General features: G+C 44.7%; 16 protein-coding genes. 6 read left to right on the top strand and 10 right to left on the bottom strand.

All coding sequences use genetic code 11. The features are described 5' to 3' along the window. The first annotated feature begins 149 nt into the window (after positions 1 to 149). Positions 150 to 404 carry a GlsB/YeaQ/YmgE family stress response membrane protein gene (locus tag QNH15_RS04080; RefSeq protein WP_283892791.1) on the top strand — a complete coding sequence of 85 codons (255 nt, stop codon included), beginning with the start codon at positions 150 to 152 and terminating at the stop codon, positions 402 to 404. Between the two features lie 49 nt (positions 405 to 453). Here QNH15_RS04080 and QNH15_RS04075 read toward each other — a convergent pair whose 3' ends face one another. Both QNH15_RS04075 and QNH15_RS04070 read right to left on the bottom strand, forming a co-directional pair. Beyond that, the gene (locus QNH15_RS04075; protein ID WP_283892789.1) at positions 454 to 885 is read right to left on the bottom strand and encodes a GNAT family N-acetyltransferase; all 432 of its coding nucleotides are present in this window, start codon (positions 883 to 885) and stop codon (positions 454 to 456) included. Positions 886 to 897: 12 nt separating this feature from the next. Continuing rightward, positions 898 to 1,368: a low molecular weight protein-tyrosine-phosphatase gene (locus QNH15_RS04070; protein ID WP_129477732.1), complete on the bottom strand. Its 471-nt coding sequence runs from the start codon at positions 1,366 to 1,368 to the stop codon at positions 898 to 900. Between the two features lie 113 nt (positions 1,369 to 1,481). Here QNH15_RS04070 and QNH15_RS04065 point away from each other — a divergent pair, with 113 nt between their 5' ends. Then, positions 1,482 to 2,207, top strand: coding sequence for an SIR2 family NAD-dependent protein deacylase (locus tag QNH15_RS04065; RefSeq protein ID WP_283892785.1), 726 nt, complete (start codon positions 1,482 to 1,484; stop codon positions 2,205 to 2,207). A gap of 39 nt (positions 2,208 to 2,246) precedes the next feature. Here QNH15_RS04065 and QNH15_RS04060 read toward each other — a convergent pair whose 3' ends face one another. Beyond that, on the bottom strand, positions 2,247 to 2,648 hold the full coding sequence (locus QNH15_RS04060; protein ID WP_283892783.1) for a secondary thiamine-phosphate synthase enzyme YjbQ: 402 nt from the start codon (positions 2,646 to 2,648) through the stop codon (positions 2,247 to 2,249). Between the two features lie 92 nt (positions 2,649 to 2,740). Here QNH15_RS04060 and QNH15_RS04055 point away from each other — a divergent pair, with 92 nt between their 5' ends. Continuing rightward, positions 2,741 to 3,508: a DUF3050 domain-containing protein gene (locus tag QNH15_RS04055; protein ID WP_283892781.1), complete on the top strand. Its 768-nt coding sequence runs from the start codon at positions 2,741 to 2,743 to the stop codon at positions 3,506 to 3,508. A gap of 36 nt (positions 3,509 to 3,544) precedes the next feature. Here the strand turns inward: QNH15_RS04055 and rsgA are convergent, their stop codons facing one another. The 3 genes from rsgA to QNH15_RS04040 all read right to left on the bottom strand — a co-directional run bounded on the left by rsgA (position 3,545) and on the right by QNH15_RS04040 (position 9,988). After that, entirely contained in the window at positions 3,545 to 4,606 is a 1,062-nt protein-coding gene (gene rsgA / locus QNH15_RS04050) for a ribosome small subunit-dependent GTPase A (protein ID WP_283892779.1), read from the bottom strand. Between the two features lie 382 nt (positions 4,607 to 4,988). Further along, on the bottom strand, positions 4,989 to 7,409 hold the full coding sequence (locus tag QNH15_RS04045; RefSeq protein ID WP_430667125.1) for an immune inhibitor A domain-containing protein: 2,421 nt from the start codon (positions 7,407 to 7,409) through the stop codon (positions 4,989 to 4,991). A gap of 179 nt (positions 7,410 to 7,588) precedes the next feature. After that, complete coding sequence (locus QNH15_RS04040; protein WP_283892778.1) at positions 7,589 to 9,988, bottom strand: immune inhibitor A domain-containing protein; 2,400 nt, start codon at positions 9,986 to 9,988, stop codon at positions 7,589 to 7,591. A 292-nt stretch (positions 9,989 to 10,280) separates the two neighbouring features. Here QNH15_RS04040 and QNH15_RS04035 point away from each other — a divergent pair, with 292 nt between their 5' ends. After that, positions 10,281 to 10,589 (top strand): Mpo1-like protein, encoded by a 309-nt coding sequence (locus tag QNH15_RS04035; RefSeq protein ID WP_283892777.1) that lies wholly within the window; start codon positions 10,281 to 10,283, stop codon positions 10,587 to 10,589. A gap of 60 nt (positions 10,590 to 10,649) precedes the next feature. Here QNH15_RS04035 and QNH15_RS04030 read toward each other — a convergent pair whose 3' ends face one another. After that, positions 10,650 to 12,551: an ABC-F family ATP-binding cassette domain-containing protein gene (locus QNH15_RS04030; RefSeq protein WP_283892776.1), complete on the bottom strand. Its 1,902-nt coding sequence runs from the start codon at positions 12,549 to 12,551 to the stop codon at positions 10,650 to 10,652. A 192-nt stretch (positions 12,552 to 12,743) separates the two neighbouring features. On the opposite strand from QNH15_RS04030, the gene QNH15_RS04025 reads away from it, so the two are divergent. Beyond that, positions 12,744 to 12,992, top strand: coding sequence for a hypothetical protein (locus tag QNH15_RS04025; RefSeq protein ID WP_283892774.1), 249 nt, complete (start codon positions 12,744 to 12,746; stop codon positions 12,990 to 12,992). Positions 12,993 to 13,045: 53 nt separating this feature from the next. Here the strand turns inward: QNH15_RS04025 and QNH15_RS04020 are convergent, their stop codons facing one another. Continuing rightward, a complete protein-coding gene (locus tag QNH15_RS04020; protein ID WP_283892772.1) occupies positions 13,046 to 13,825 on the bottom strand; it encodes a TIGR00266 family protein in 780 nt (259 codons plus the stop codon). A 165-nt stretch (positions 13,826 to 13,990) separates the two neighbouring features. Beyond that, positions 13,991 to 14,158, bottom strand: coding sequence for a hypothetical protein (locus QNH15_RS04015; protein WP_156412591.1), 168 nt, complete (start codon positions 14,156 to 14,158; stop codon positions 13,991 to 13,993). A 116-nt stretch (positions 14,159 to 14,274) separates the two neighbouring features. On the opposite strand from QNH15_RS04015, the gene QNH15_RS04010 reads away from it, so the two are divergent. Continuing rightward, positions 14,275 to 14,460, top strand: a complete 186-nt coding sequence (locus QNH15_RS04010) for a hypothetical protein (RefSeq protein WP_061974363.1) — start codon at positions 14,275 to 14,277, stop codon at positions 14,458 to 14,460. A gap of 38 nt (positions 14,461 to 14,498) precedes the next feature. Here QNH15_RS04010 and abc-f read toward each other — a convergent pair whose 3' ends face one another. Then, on the bottom strand, positions 14,499 to 16,151 hold the full coding sequence (gene abc-f, locus QNH15_RS04005) for a ribosomal protection-like ABC-F family protein (protein WP_283892770.1): 1,653 nt from the start codon (positions 16,149 to 16,151) through the stop codon (positions 14,499 to 14,501). Positions 16,152 to 16,302 lie beyond the last annotated feature (151 nt).

Below are 16,302 nucleotides of genomic sequence, written 5' to 3'. Positions count from 1 at the left end.
TATAATAAGTATTTACGTGAGTGTACGGATTACATTCCCGATGCTTGGCATGAAAAAACATTTTTTTATTTTGTTTATTTTTATTTATCAATGGGTATCTTAACGGTACAACACAATAAAACAAAAAACTTTTAAGGAGGAACACACACATGAGTTTTCTTTGGGCACTTATTATAGGTGGTATTATTGGATGGTTAGCAGGAGTAATCACAGGACGTGACGTTCCTGGCGGAATCATTGGTAACATTATCGCAGGTTTTATTGGAGCTTGGCTTGGAGGACTAGTCCTTGGTGACTGGGGTCCTACCGTTGCAGGTTTCGCTATCATACCAGCGATCATCGGTGCGATTGTCGTTGTATTGATTGTCAGTGCTATCTTGCGTGGTATGCGAAGAAACGCATAACACTCCATACTAAAAAAAAACCGTTACGCCAAAAGGCGCGACGGTTTTTTTATGTTGCAAAGTCTTTTTTAAATACATGGCTGACCCGGGCATATCCCATCCTTGCTTCATAAAACCGGTGGGCATCTGTTCGTGATGTGCCCGACGACAGAGCTACACAATTACAGTTATTTTGCGCCGCAAACGATTCAATGAACGAAAGCAGCTCTTCCCCGTGTCCTTTTGAACGGACCTGCTCATCGGTAACCAGATCATAGACCCACACATGTTTCCCGTAATAAAGGTTGGTCAACATGGCAAAGCCGGCCACAGCAACAATTGTCTCATCATCGCAGCAGGCAAGCAGCGTATAGCCGCTCGTTCTCATTTCTTCATATAAAGAGAGAAACAACGCTTCCGTTAAATGGGGACGCAGCTGCTTCATTACTGGAAACGCTTCTTTTACTTCAACACGTGTTGAAAGCTCCCGAACAATGCCCATTCCCATTCCTCCTTATAGGTTTTCTCGCTCCACAATCTCTTCAAGCAAATGAGTGCATCCTTCTTTTACCATGGCGTAAACTTCATCAAAGTTGCCTGTAAAATAAGGATCCGGAACATCCTGTACCTCACTTCCAGGAACATAGTCCATGAGTCTTGCTACATGCTCCACAGGTGTATTGCCCGCGAGCTGCTGAAGATTTCCGATGTTTTCAGCATCCATCCCAATGACATAATCATACGCCGAAAGATCGGTCTCTGTGATCTGCCTGGCTTTTAGCCCTTCAAATGAAATCTTTTTATCGGTTAACAACTTTTGGGTTCCGGCGTGAGGAGGTTCACCTACATGCCAGTTTCCGGTTCCGGCAGAATCTACTGAAATTTTATCCTCCAACTTTCGCTTGGCTACCATATCCCTGAAGATCGCCTCAGCCATTGGTGAACGGCAGATATTGCCGAGACATACAAACAGCACTTTAATCATCCATGACTCCCCCATCTTTTCAATGCTATCTTAAAGTATACCGTTATTTGGGCAAAAAAATAAGAAGAAGACGTTAAGTGTACTATAATGAGTACTAAAAGGAGTGATGCCTGATGACGGATCAACAGGCTATTGAACAGTTGGCTTCCTGGTTAAACCACTCTTCCTTCACTGTCGTTTTGAGCGGGGCCGGGATGTCCACCGAAAGCGGAATCCCCGATTTCAGGTCACATAATGGATTATGGAAAAACTTTGATCCGGCCTATGTTTCATCTGTCGAGGCCGTGGACAATCATTACGATCTGTTTAATGAATTTTACTCCCTTCGACTTCAGGATGTTGAGACCTGCAGTCCTCATGAGGGGTATGAAGCATTAGCAAGATTACAGCAAAATGGATTGATACATGCAATTGCTACCCAGAATGTTGACGGCTTTCACCGGAGAGCTGGAGAAAAGAATATCTATGAACTTCATGGATCACTCCATAACATTTACTGCCACACCTGCAGCAAAGTGCATTCAGCTGAAGATTTTAAAAAAGGATCGACCTGTTCCTGCGGAGGGAAACTTCGTCCATCCATCGTTCTTTTCGGGGAACTGCTGCCTGAGGAGGTATGGCACCAAGCCATGTCGGCCATTCGCCAGGCAGATTTGGTCCTGATCATTGGTACGAGCCTGCAGGTTTATCCAGTGAACCAGCTTCCTTCCATGGCGAAAGGAAAGACCGTATTAATCAACCGTGAGCCAACATCGATGGATCACCTTTTTGACCTTTCCATTTACAGCAGCGCAAAAGACACTTTGTTAGAAGTAGAGCAGCTTTGTCTTAAAAGATAGCAAAAAATCCTCTTTCACAAATGAAAGAGGATTTTTTGCTTAATCAGGGATCACTTTTACAAAATAATTCCGGGTGCGGGGACCATCGAATTCACAGAAATAGATGCCCTGCCATGTTCCGAGTACCAGGTCTCCTTCGTTGATAATGACCGTCTGGGAGGAACCTACAGTACTTGCTTTTAAATGGGAGGCGGTATTCCCTTCCCCGTGCCGGTACTTCGGATGCTCCCACGGATAAACTTCATCGAGCCTCATCAACATATCCGATTTAACATCCGGATCGGCATTTTCATTAATTGTTATCCCTGCCGTTGTATGGGCACAATATACATAAAGAACCCCATCTTGCACACCTTGTTCCTGGATATAGGCCCGGACCGTCTCCGTTATATCCAGCATTTCGTCCCGGTTATGTGTCTGTATTGTGAATCTTTGCAGCAAAACTGATCACCTCGCTATATTTTTCCGTTATCTTATAACCATTACCATTCTGGCAAATCATCAAACACCGAAGAAAGGAATGCTTACTTACTATGGAACACCACATATTTAATGACCTGACAGAAGTGCGTGAGGAACTGATTCAACATCATCTCTACAAACAGCTGACCAATGCCGAACGAGTGAAAATCCTGATGAAGCACCATGTTTTTGCTGTGTGGGATTTTATGAGTCTTTTAAAAAAGCTCCAAATTAAACTTACACGTGTGTCCTTGCCATGGATGCCGGCACCTCACCCTGAATATGCCCGGTTCATTAATGAAATTGTACTCGGGGAAGAAACGGATGAAGATGGGGAAGGCGGATTTATCAGCCACTTTGAGCTTTATTTGAAAGGAATGAAAGAGGTAAAAGCAGATACAAATCCCATTGTGACTTATCTTACAAGGATAAAAGAAGGAGAAGACCCTCTTCTTGCGCTTGAGTCGGATGAAATTCCAAGAAGCGCTGCTGCTTTTACACATCAAAGTCTAAAGCTTGCCCAGCATGGAGAAGTACATGAGGTAGCCGCGGCTTTCTTTTTCGGAAGAGAAGACTTGATTCCCGACATGTTTCAGGTGCTTGTTGATGAAGTTTCCTCACATGGAGTGGACGCAAAAACATTAAAGTATTACCTGAACCGCCACATTGAGTTGGATGGAGAGGAGCATGGCCCGCTTGCGGAAAAACTGCTGCTTTCGCTTTGCGCTGATGACCCGGAAAAGCTGCAGCAGGCAAAGCAGGCTGCTATCGAATCTCTAAAAATGCGCATCAAGCTTTGGGATGGCGTGTTAGAAGAAATAAAAGACGTTCAGGCGTAAAAAGACGCAGCCGGAGAATCCCGGCTGCGTTTCTTATTATTTGCGGTTCACACGTGTGCGGTCCCCGCTGATTCTTTTCCATTTATTTTTTTCCGCCAGCGCGGCACGCTGATCCTCTTTCCTGGCGAGGAACGCCAGCTCTTTTTGCAGCTTAACGTAGCTGTTATAGCGTTCTTGATCCAATGTTCCGTCTGAAATGGCGGCCTGCACAGCACATCCTGGCTCTGTTGTGTGCCTGCAATCTCTGAACCGGCAGCGACCGGCAAATGCTTCTACATCCGAAAAGCTCTGGCTTACCCCTTCATCCGCTTCCCACAGCTGAAGCTCCCTCATTCCAGGAGTATCAACAACTACTCCTCCATCTTGAAGCAATACCAGCTCCCGATGGGTCGTGGTATGGCGGCCTTTGTCATCATCTTCCCGGATGGTTTTCACTTCCTGTTTCTTTTCACCAAAAAGCGCATTCGTTAAAGTAGACTTTCCCGCTCCAGAGGAACCAAGCAGCGCCACCGTTTGACCCCATTCGAGATACGAAGACAGCTGCTCCAGCCCTTCTCCATTTTCGGCACTGATCGCATGGACTGGCACTCCCATCGCGATGCTCTCCACTTCCATTATCTTTTGTGAAACATCCTCACAAAGATCAGACTTGCTCAGAACAATCACCGGATTTGCCCCGCTCTCCCAGGCCATGAGCAAATAGCGCTCCATTCTGCGGAGGTTAAAGTCGGTGTTCAGAGCATTGACAAGGAAAACCGTGTCAATGTTGGCTGCCACAATTTGTTCTTCAGTCGTGACTCCCGCAGCCTTTCTTGAAAACTTGCTTTTTCGTGGCAAAATGGCGTGAATGGATGCTTTCTGTTCCTCTGGTCTTGCTGAGATCACGACCCAGTCCCCAACCGCAGGATAATCCTGGCGTTCCGTTGCCAAATGACGAAGCTTTCCTGTGACTTCGGCAAGAAGTTCACCATGCTCGGTAAACAAGCGGTACATTCTCTTATGCTCGAGAGCCACTCTTCCCACCGTGAATTGTTCTTGATCATAATCGGTAAAATGATGTTCAAAAAAAGATTCCCAGCCTAATTGTTTTAAATTCAATGTGATTTCCTCCAATGAGATAAGTTGTTTTTTTGCAGAAAAAAAGACCGTGTCACCGGTCTGTAAGAAGCCGCTTAAACAGCAGCCTTCCATACAAAATAAAAACCCGTGAGCATATTACACAGCCCACGGGAATCTACACTTAACCATTGAAGGTTACACAAACGTGCATCAAAAAAACTAAAGGTCCAGGTTACCGGAGGGCTGTGATATGAAATTAACAACAATGATGGCAGATACAATAGCGATGTTCATAAAACATACCTCCTTAAAGACTCTTTAATATCTTAACTATAGTATAAGTATGCAGGATTTGTAAACATGTTATTCAAAAGATTCAAAAAAACCTGAATGGCCAAAGCCACTCAGGTTTCTTAAATCATTATCTTTTGCGGATCCAGATGGTACCGGCAGAGTTGTCGCTTGCTTCACCAAGAACGTGGAACTGTAATCCAAGGTTCGGAAGGATGCGTCCTGCATCAGCAATGACACCATCTTCTTCAGCACCGTTGTAGTCCGTCCAGTCGATATACTGTCTGGAGTCATCAAACGATCTTACACCTTTTAGCCCTTTGTAGTCAAAGATACCGCGGGATGGAGAGTTGATGTACCAGGATGGAGCCTTGTCAAAGGAGAAGGCAGCATCTGCCACTTGGTAGCGAGTGGAATTTTCAATAGTTGGCTTGCCGTTGAGCGTACCAACGATTGCCTTAGGGTGTGAATCTACCACTCCAAGGAATCCATAGCCTGGATGCGGGCCAGTCCAGTTATCGGAATAGCTGTCATCTGCATACCATACAACCATACCTGTGTTGTATTTTACACCACGTGCAAATTCAAGAGATTTATCTGCACCAGCGTAATTTCTCCATTCAAGGTAATAGTTGTTATTCTTAAAAGAGATACCGTCGCTTACTAGGGCTCCGCCAGCTAGCGTCAATTCAGGAGTGCCCTCAGCATCATCTGAAAAGACGACATTTCCGTCTACGTTTAATGAAAGGTTGTCCATGGCAAATCCGTTTAGAGCCAATCCTCCGTCAGTAACATAGTTAAAGACGAGTTTTACTTTTTTGCCTGCAAACTCAGAAAGATTATACTTCTTATCAACCCATTCGCCATCGGAAGAATCAGCACCTTTAGATGTGTTTTCGTCACCAATAACGTCAATAACTTTTTCAGTTCCATCGCTTGTTACGGCTTTTACAGTCATAAAGTCGTAATCATATTCAATTTCAAAGTTTGCCTTATACGTAAATTCAGCAGATTTTGCATTGGTAAGATCAAACTCAGGCGTTGTCATTGTTGTATTCAAATCATCGCCTTTTTCACTGTAATAGTATTTCTGACCAAATGCAGGTTTAAGTCCCTGTACCTTTTTATCAGGAAGGTTTACTTTCACAATTCCTGGATTTTTGGACTTTGTAACAGACTGGTCAATCGTAGTTAGAAGACCGAGCTTGTTTATGTCCTTGTAATCTACTTCCTGAATGTTCGCCCAGTTTCCTCCAATAGTTTTTTGGAAGAAATCCTTGTTTTGTGGAGAGAAGCTTGTAGGTGTTGTTCCTGCAATTTCCCCATTCCAGCTACCGCCGCTCATGATAGACCATGAAGCAACCGGCTCACCATCATCTGTATATTGAGTGTCATACTCATCCGGCAACCCTAGGTCATGGCCAAATTCATGGGCAAATACACCAACTGCACCGTCTTCCGGCTCAACAGTGTAGTCGAAGGCAGCCATCTGTCCGCCCCAGTAAGGAACGTCAGTCGAAGTTCCTGGAATTTTATATGGTGCGTTTCCGATTGTCCAGCGGTGAGACCAGATCGCATCGTCTCCAAGGGCTCCACCGCCTGCTTCCTGTCCCACACCGGCATGAATGACCATCAAGTGGTCAACCAATCCGTCCGGCTCGTTGATGTTGCCGTCACCATCAAGATCATAAGGATCAAGCTGATCATAGTCTTTTAGATTAATACCTGCTTTAACAGCAGCATTCAAGGAATCTTTAATAAAGTCACGCGGCCCTAGTGGTGCCTGGTTGTCGTTACCGCCATCTGGTGAATCATCACCATAGTCTGCCGCTTTACCAGGAACCGTAAGCCATGGTGAAACCGTTCCTTCTACGGTGTAGCTTCCGCCGGATTGCTCTTCATAGTATTGTTTGAAGGTTTCTACCTTTGAACCATCAAATAGTTTAAAAGGCTTGTCCCCGAAAAGCATTTGCTGATAATGCTGCTGGTTGAAGTCGTCAGACCACATATATCCTGGTTCCTGCTCAATATTATTGTGTTTGAAATCAGAGTACTCTGCCAAAAGCACAAGCACTTTGTCTTTCCTTACAGGACCGTTATACTTCTTTCCCTTTGCCGGCTTAACTTTTACAAAACCATCAGACGATCCGCCCTTTTGCAGCTTTGCATGGCTGTTGTTCAACTTCTTGGACAACTGCTCCTTTTGCTTGTTGAGGAAAGACTTTGCTTTTTGATCAAAGTTCTTCTTGCTCGATGAAGATGAAGCTGCGACGTTTTCGGTTCCGCCTGTTTTTTCATTTTTACGTTCTATGTACTTCTGTACTGCTTTGGCTGTAGCCGCTTTTGATGCATTTTTGGCGATCAGCCCGCGATCTTTCAACGCCTTTGCCAGTCGGTCCTGATCAACAACATTCATGTCGATTGGAGCAAACTCAGACGTTTTCCCCTTAGACGGCTGTACATCGCTGGCAAATGCCGATGGTGACAACAGACCTAAAGAGAGTCCGCCAATCAAGAGCGATGAGCCCAATTTTTTAGACCAATTTCCCAATGTAACCCCTCCTGTTTTTGAACAGCATGAATTTTCTGTATACTTGCTTTTTAAAGGTATCATATTACTAAGCTAAAGAGGATTGTACTAATTTACTAAAATAGCATTTTTTTCACAGGAAAATGCAGGTATTAAGAACTAATTAGCTCTTCCACTTTAAAGCGGAAGAGCTAATTTGCTTATTTATAAATAACGATTGCTCCGACTGAATCATCAGATGCTTCACCATTTACCCGGACTTTCAGACCATAGTTGTCTGCGTTGCGTCCGGCATCCGGCATAAATGGATTTTTGAAGGAGTTGCTGTCGTCAAAGAGAGATACCGCTGGTTGAGATGGTGATGTCAGCGTTTGTACTCCTGGATAATCGATATTCAGACCAGATGTTTTATCCAATCCAAACGCGGCATCCGCAATATGGAAGCGGGTGCTGGCCTCTACACCAGTGTTCCACTTCAAGTCGTTGATGTGTGAATCTACGACACCAAGGAAACCGTCGCCAGGGTGAACCCCTGTCCAGTTATCGGTATATGTCGGATCCACATACCATACAACCATTCCTCCGTCATAACTCATGTGGGAGCTTCCACGCTTGATATGGGCAAGACCTTCATCTACTCCTTGATGGTTTCTCCATTCAAGTAAATAGTAGTGATCACTGTATTTGTTGCCGTCTGACTTTTCAAAGCCTTTTAGAGTAAATGCAGACGGATCTTTCTCAGCTCCATCGTCTATTAAAGTAGCACCATCAGCAACTACCTTAATGTTATCTGCATAGAAGCCTGCCTGGCTGGTTCCCCAATCCGTAGCGGAACGAAGACGAAGCTGAATTTTCTGCCCTTTGTAAGCGGAAAGATCAAAGGACTGCGCCTGCCAGCCATTGGAGTTGCCTGTAAATCCTGGCATAGAGTCTAGAATTGTAGGATATCCCTCCGGAACGACGTCAGAACGAGTGTTGTTGTTTCCAAGAGACTTCCATGTCTTCCCGCCATCGGTGGAAACTTGTACAAAGGCAAAGTCCCACTGCTCCTCAATATCGTACCATGCGTCAAAGGTCAGGGTTACGGATTGCTTGCCTGTAAGATCCACATTGGTCACCATGGAGTTGTCCATCTCATCTCCCTGGCCGCCCCAATACTCATAAGTGCCTGTTTTTGGCGTATTAATGTAAGTTTTCTTCTTTGGAAGATTCACTTGAACAGCCTGGTGATTGTCGCCGTTTGGCGTATTGGCCTGATCAAGCAGGAACTGTGTTCCTTTAGATGATACATCTTTCCAGTCGACAACAGTAGGAGTTGTCCAGTTTCCTCCCAAAGTAGATTGGAAGTAAGATTTAGCCCACGGAGAGAAGCCTGTAGGCTCTGCTCCCGGGACCTTTCCTGCCCATGAGCCACTTGCCATGATGGACCAATATCCAACGGCTTCACCTGTACCAGAATAAATCGTGTCATATTCATCAGGAAGGCCGAGATCATGTCCATATTCATGAGCAAATACGCCTGTTGCCCCGTCTTCAGGCATCATTGTGTAATCATAGAATCCAGGTGTCCCCTGACCAAGTCCATCCGGATCAACAAATTTAGCAGAACGGTGTGACCAGATCGCATTGTCTCCAAGTGCTCCGCCGCCAGCTTCCTGTCCCATTCCGGCATGAATGATTTGCAGGTGGTCAACGAGGCCATCCGGCTCCCAATAGTTGCCGTCGCCGTCCAAATCATGCGGATCCTCTAAATCATAATCTTCAAGCGGAATACCTGCAGCTTTGGCAGCATTATATGTATCCACCACTAACTGCTTCGAACCTCCTGGTGTCACATTGTCGTGGCCGCCAGTTGCTTTATCGGCACCATAGTAGGCAGCCGTTCCCGGAACCTTTAACCATCCGTAGGCTTTTCCTTCAACGGTATATGACCCGCCCGATTGCTCCTCATAAAATTGCTTTTGAGATACAAAATCTTCCCCGTTGGGGCCTTTCACACCATTCTCGCCGAAAATCATATCTTCAAAGTGCTCTTGATTATAGTCCTTGTAGTAATTGTCTGTTTCGTTCGGCTTTATCTCGTTGTGAAGCGTGTCTGAAAACTCCACCATAATGGTTAAAAGTTTCCCTTTTTTCACCACTTCACCAGGTCCATGATCGTTAACAGGATCAGGCTGTTTTTTATAATGACCCTTCTTTTTTCCGTTTCCGTTCAAAAGACCATTATTGAACCCTTTGAACTCCCGTTGTTTTTCAGCGGCAGCCGCTTTTGCTTTTGGAGCTAGCGGATCCTTTTCTTTTACAGCATCCGGTTTTCCTTTCAGCTCAAGATAGGATTGCAGCGCCTTTTGCTTTTCCTTTTGGGAAGCATTTTTTGAAATGACCCCTTTTTTAATAAGTGAATCTATTAACTTATCATCATTTACGATAGCAAGGTCAAGCGCCGAGTGGCTATTGCTATGATGATTTGAAACGGTTTCCTGCATCGCTGTCTTTGCTTTTACGTCCAAAGACCCAGTAAACAGGGATGTTGATACTAACCCCAATGACAATCCCGTAACCGCCAGTGACGATCCCAATCTCTTACTCCACTTTCCCAAATGTACCCCTCCTGTAGAAGATAATGAATATTTTGTAATTTCTTGCTATCTAAAAGTATCATATACTCAGCAATTTGGAATGCGACCTTCGTACTATAATTAGAATATTTTAACTAATCAAAAAATACATTTGTTCATCCTGAAAGGACTACCGAACCATATCAAGAGTCCGCAAGAATCAATCGTCTTATTTACATAAAAATCCAAATTGTTTTTAATTGATATTTTGTCGGATATCCAGAAGGGATTAATTTGATGAGAAAGAATATTCTTTGATAAGGAGGGATAAAAGATGTCCAATCCATCTTTCATCGAAAAGTATAAAGAGGATCATCAGCATCCCATTAACAAATTGACCCATTCGATCGGCATACCGCTGATTGTTGTTTCGCTGCCTCTCTTTTTCTGGCGATGGAAACTTGCGCTGGCCTTGTTTATCGTTGGGTGGATCCTTCAATTTATCGGGCACCTTTTTGAAGGAAAAAAACCTTCGTTTCTTAAACATCCGGTCTACCTTCTTGTCGGTCCTGTCTGGTATGTCAGGAACATCCTTACAGGGAAGGCATTCAAAAAAGAAAAAATAGAAAAACCGCACCTGTAACAGCCGCCTCCAGACTTTGGAGGTCCCATTACAAAAGTGCGGTTTTCATTCTTCCTTTTTTTATTTATTTTTTTCAATTTCTTCCACGAGCACAGAAAGCTCTTCCCAGCGGTTCATCGCCGCTTCAAGCCGGGCTGCAACTTCCTGCTGTTCACGGAACAAGCCATCGATCTTGCCAAAATCACTTCCGGCTGCAGCAATCTGGGACTCTATTTCTTGATGCTTTTCTTCCAATTCTGCAATGGTGTCCTCAATGGTCTCCCATTCCTTTTGTTCCTTATAGGAAAGGCGGCGGGCTTTTTCTTTTTTCGGTTTCCAATCTTCAGGAGAAGCTGCTGTTTTCGAAGCTGCTATCTGTTCTTCTTCTTTTCTTTTTTGCTCCAGGTATTCCGAGTAATCACCATCAAACCGCTCCACCCTGCCATTTCCTTCAAGGGCAAAAAGGTGTTCCATCGTGCGGTCAAGGAAATACCTGTCATGGGATACCGTGATGACTGCTCCCGGAAAATGCTCCAGGTAATCTTCCAGAACCGATAGTGTTTCAATATCCAGATCGTTTGTCGGCTCATCCAGGAAGAGGACATTCGGTTCATCCATCAATACCCGCAACAGATACAGACGCCTTCTTTCCCCTCCTGAAAGTCTTGAAATATATGTCCATTGCGCACTTGGAGAGAAAAGGAACCGTTCCAGCATTTGCGATGCCGTGATGGGCTGGCCGTCTTTCGTATAAATGACCTCTGCCGCTTCGCGTATATACTCGATGACCCGCAGGTTCTCATCCATTTCTTCATGATTTTGGGTGTAGAAGCCCAGTTTAACAGTCGGGCCTGTTTCCACCTGTCCGGTATCCGGAGTCATTTTGCCGGCAAGGATATTTAAAAGCGTGGTTTTACCGCTTCCGTTTTTACCGATGATGCCCAGCCTGTCATCCGGCATAACCAAGTAACTGAAATCGCTGAACAATGCCTTTCCGTTAAACGACTTGGATATCTCCTCAATCTCAATCACCTTCTTGCCGAGCCTCGCAGAACCAATCGCGACCTCCATCTGGCCTTTTTGGGCTGGACCCGATTGTTCCTTTAATGCTTCTGCACGCTGAACTCTTGCCTTCTGTTTGGTTGTGCGGGCTTTGGCTCCCCGTCGAAGCCAGGCCAGCTCCCGGCGAAGGAGATTTTGGCGTTTTTGTTCGGATGACGCTTCGCGCTCTTCGCGCTCTGCCTTCTTATCCAGAAACATTTCATAGTTTCCTTCATACGTATACAGATTTCCGCCCTCAAGCTCAATCATCCGGTTCGTTACACGGTTTAAAAAGTAACGGTCATGTGTCACCATCAGGAGGGCGCCTCTGTATTTGGCAAGAAAATCTTCAAGCCATTCCACCGTTTCATTATCAATATGGTTGGTCGGCTCATCCAGTATGAGAAGATCAGCTGGCTGGATGAGAGCACGGGCGATAGCCACTCGTTTTTGCTGTCCGCCTGAAAGCATGCTCACTTGCTGTTCGAGCATTGTGATGCCGAGCCGGTTGAGCACTGTTTTTGCGGTTGTATTCGTATCCCATGCATCCATGGCATCCATTTTCTGCTGAAGGGAAAACAGCTTGTTCTGAAGCTTTTCATTCTGTGGATCTGCTTCAAGGCTGCTGATCGCTCTTTCATATTCGCGCAACAGCTGCATAAGGGGAGAATTTCCGTAAAATACAGCCTCGAGAACCGTTACACCTTCTTCGAAATAAGGAGTCTGGGAAAGGTATTCAATGTGAAAATCATTGGCGTGAATGATTTCTCCTGTGTCCGCCGATTCCAATCCCGCAATTATTTTAAGCAAAGTTGACTTGCCGGTTCCATTGACACCTATGATGCCGATCCGCTGCTTTTCACTGATTGTAAAGGAGATATCCTGAAACAGGGTTTTATCTCCGTAACTTTTTGAAAGTTGTTCAACCGATAATAAACTCATTTGCTCCTACCTCAGATCTATAGTTATCTTCTTTTATTGTAACAAAAATTGCTGAACAACCCGTACGATCGTGATTTAAAAAGTGGGGTCTGTTATGATAATAAAGGTTAAATGGTCCCTATTCAATAAATGGTTTAGACAGAGGTGGATAAGGCTATGTAACTATGGAAGCTAAAAAGGGGGAATGTTGAGATGGATCCTATGCAGCCCAGTGGTCCGTTGGATGCCATTGGTGCGTTAATGGGCATCTTTGGTTTACTGTCCTTTATCGTAACAATTTTTATCGTCGTTTTAACCATCATCTTTTTATTTAAGGCCATGGGCTTTATGAAACGGAAATTGGAAGCCGACCGCTTGAGAAACGAGCAGCTGGAACGGCTGATCCAGCTTCAATCCAATCATGAAATCAGCCGTTACCGAACAGAGGAAGAACGTACATAACCCGCAAAAAAGGATCGCGCCCGTGGCGCCATCCTTTTTTGTTTATCTTTCAATCAATCTCCATCAAAGAGGTTAAAAAGCCCTTTCGCCATACTTCCCTCATCCTTGGATTGAGGAATGGCAGCAAAGACCCTGCTTGCCAGCCTGCTAAACGGAAGGGATTGGATCCAGACTGCTCCCGGACCGCGAAGTGTCGCAAAGAACAATCCTTCACCGCCAAACAATGCCGTTTTGACTCCCTTCACCATTTCGATGCTATAGTCCACGTCTCTTGTCATGGCAACGAGGCACCCTGTATCCACACGAAGCACTTCTCCCGGCTGCAGTGTTTTTTCATGAATGGTACCGCCTGCGTGAACAAAGGCCATTCCGTCTCCTTCAAGCTTCTGCATGATGAATCCTTCACCGCCGAAAAAACCGGTTCCAAGCTTTCGCTGCAGTTCTATGCCGACAGATACCCCTTTCGCAGCGGCCAAAAAGGCATCCTTTTGACAAACAACTTTTCCGTCATACTCACTCAAATCCATTGGAATAATCTTTCCGGGATAAGGAGAAGCAAAGGAAACGTGTTTTTTTCCTGATCCATCGTTTGTAAAGGTCGTCATAAACAGGCTTTCACCTGTCAGCATGCGCTTTCCGGCATTGAATAACTTGCCCATCAAACCGGATCCTTGGGAAGAGCCGTCTCCGAAGATGGTTTCCATGCTGATGCCATCCTCCATCATCATCAAGGCACCTGCTTCAGCTACAACCGTTTCACTGGGATCCAGCTCCACTTCAACAAACTGCATGTCATCCCCATAAATTTTATAATCAATTTCATGGTTATTCATTTTTTCTTCCTCCTAAAGTATGTAAAAATCACTACTCCTTTTACGCATCCATGCTGCCAAAGGTTTCAATAATAAGAATACGGCTTTTTTCATGGATATTCCTTTTTATAAAAAAACTTCCGAAATTTTTTCGGAAGTTCATCACATTGGAATCTAGTTGAATGTTTATTGTACTTCTTTTTTTGTCAGCCCGGAACGCAAGGTGTGCCGAATAAACCACAAATTGATGAGTTCTACCTTTTTGTTGTACTCATTTATATTTAAACCGCCCTGTAAGTGTTTCTTCCTGATGATAAAAAAGTACTTTTCCACAACCTGGCTGTAGTCTGCCATGTGATGCTCCTCCTCAAAATTACAGATAATATTGTCTATTACCCGCTTTACTTTGTTCTTAAGCTTATATTTACGGATAGATTTGGGACAGACTACGTAAAAAGGAGGGTTATGAGATGTCAGAAAAAGAAACCGACTATGAAGGAAAGAAAAAGCTTTACCTCGACATCGACCGGATGATCAATGAAGGGATGGCCGGGGGAACAGTGGCCCATGAGTATGATTTGAATCAAATCAGCTATTCCACCGAAATAGGTGAAGAGGAAGAACCGCCAATCCGGCAGGAAGAAGACAAGAAATAGCAAAAGCAGGGAGCTCGTGACTCCCTGCTTTTTTATAATCAGTTCATGTGTTGTTTGATCTGCTGTATGGATTTCAGCAGCTCTTGATACCGCAGCTCAAGCACTTCTTTCTGATCGCCTTTTCCTGGCATGGACAGTCTTCCAATCAGATCTGCGCGTTCAAGCTCCAGCGCTAACAGCTCTTCCTGTCCAGCAAATGGTTCCTGTTGGATTTCCTTTGCATGTTGCTGTTCAAAGGCAGCATAGTTGCCTTTGAAAAACAGACATCTACCCTCCCTGAATATCAACAAATGATCGGCAACGGTGTTCATCAGTTGGCGGTCGTGGGTAGCAAACAAAATGGTACCCGGATAAACGGACAAGACATGCTCCAATGCCACTCTCGTAAAAATATCCAGATAGTTGGTTGGCTCGTCCAGCAAAAGCAGGTTAAAGTCTCCGAGAAATATCTTGGCCAGGGCTGTTTTTACTCGTTCGCCTCCGCTCAGCACCTTCACTTTTTTGTGTACATCTTCCCGTTTAAACAGCATCCGCGCAAGCACCGTCCGAATAAACATCTTGCTGTATGGACTCTGTTCCGAAACATTTTCCAAAATAGAACGTTCTCCGTCCACAATCTCTAAATTTTGATGGAAATATCCGATCTTCAATGCCCGGGAGGCGGTTACGGACGAATGCCCCTTAAGAATCATGTTCATCAGGGTAGTCTTTCCGCACCCGTTCGGCCCCGTCAATGCCACTTTCATTCCAGGTTTTACAGCAAAAGAAACCTCTTGAAACAACTTCCTCTGTCCAGCCGTTTTCTCCATATCTTTTACTTGTAACGCGAATCTCGCATGTACCGGGCTTAATTTTGCGATATCAAACTGAACGATTTCCATTTCCTTCGGTTTCTCTTTTTTCTCCAGCTGCTCCATCCGCTTTTCCATGGCTTTTACATTTTTCATCATGGCGGCCTGCTTGCTTTTCACCTTGCCTTTTCCAAGTTTTGCTTCGCTATCGCTCATCCGAGACGGCTTTTTTTTCATCCTTTTCACTTTTTGCGTTTTTGCACTTGCCGCTTCCTTCAGCCGCTGCTTTTCTTTTGTATAGGCTTCATACTCGAATTGCTGCCGTGTCAGATTATGCAGCTTCTGCTTTTGATAAGACGAAAAATTACCCGTGTAAAACGAAGGAACTGTATCCGCAATTTCAATCGTTTTTGTACATACCTTATCAAGAAACGCACGGTCATGAGAGATGACGACTACCGCTCCCTTAAAAGAAGACAGTTCTTGTTCCAACTGCTGGATTCCATCAAGATCAAGGTGGCTCGTAGGTTCATCCATAAACAGCAAATCGGGTTCCTCCTCAAGCGCAGCCGCCAGGAACAGGCGGGTCTTTTCTCCTCCGCTCATGGATGTATACGCCTTAAGGTTTACGCCCCACTTCTTCTGTACCTTTTCTGATGGCAGTGTCTCCGCTTTGCGGCCGAATTGAAATACAGATGCAATTTTCCCGTAAACGTGGACTTCTCCTTTATCCGCCGCCTCTTCTCCGGCAAGCATATGCATCAGTGTGGATTTACCTGCGCCGTTTTGTCCGACCACGCCGATCCGGTCGCCGCTGTGAATTAACAGCGGTTCCTTCAGCTGAACAATCAGCTTGGCCAGATACGATTTTTCAAGATCTGTTGTTTCCAATAAAAGCATAAAAAAACCTCCCTGAGAATCAGAGAGGAATTAGCTGCACAAAAAACACCCGATCATTGCAGATCACGCAAAAAGAAAAAGGGTATAAAAATGGGCAAACTAATCCTATCTGAAGTTTATTTTCAAAAAAGAAGATAAAGTTCATGTTAAA

Origin of the sequence: Fictibacillus enclensis (assembly GCF_030123385.1) — a bacterium.
Taxonomy (GTDB): Bacteria; Bacillota; Bacilli; order Bacillales; family Fictibacillaceae; genus Fictibacillus_C; species Fictibacillus_C enclensis.
Note: the sequence above shows the minus strand (reverse complement) of the source record. Positions and strands in the feature narration are given on the sequence as shown.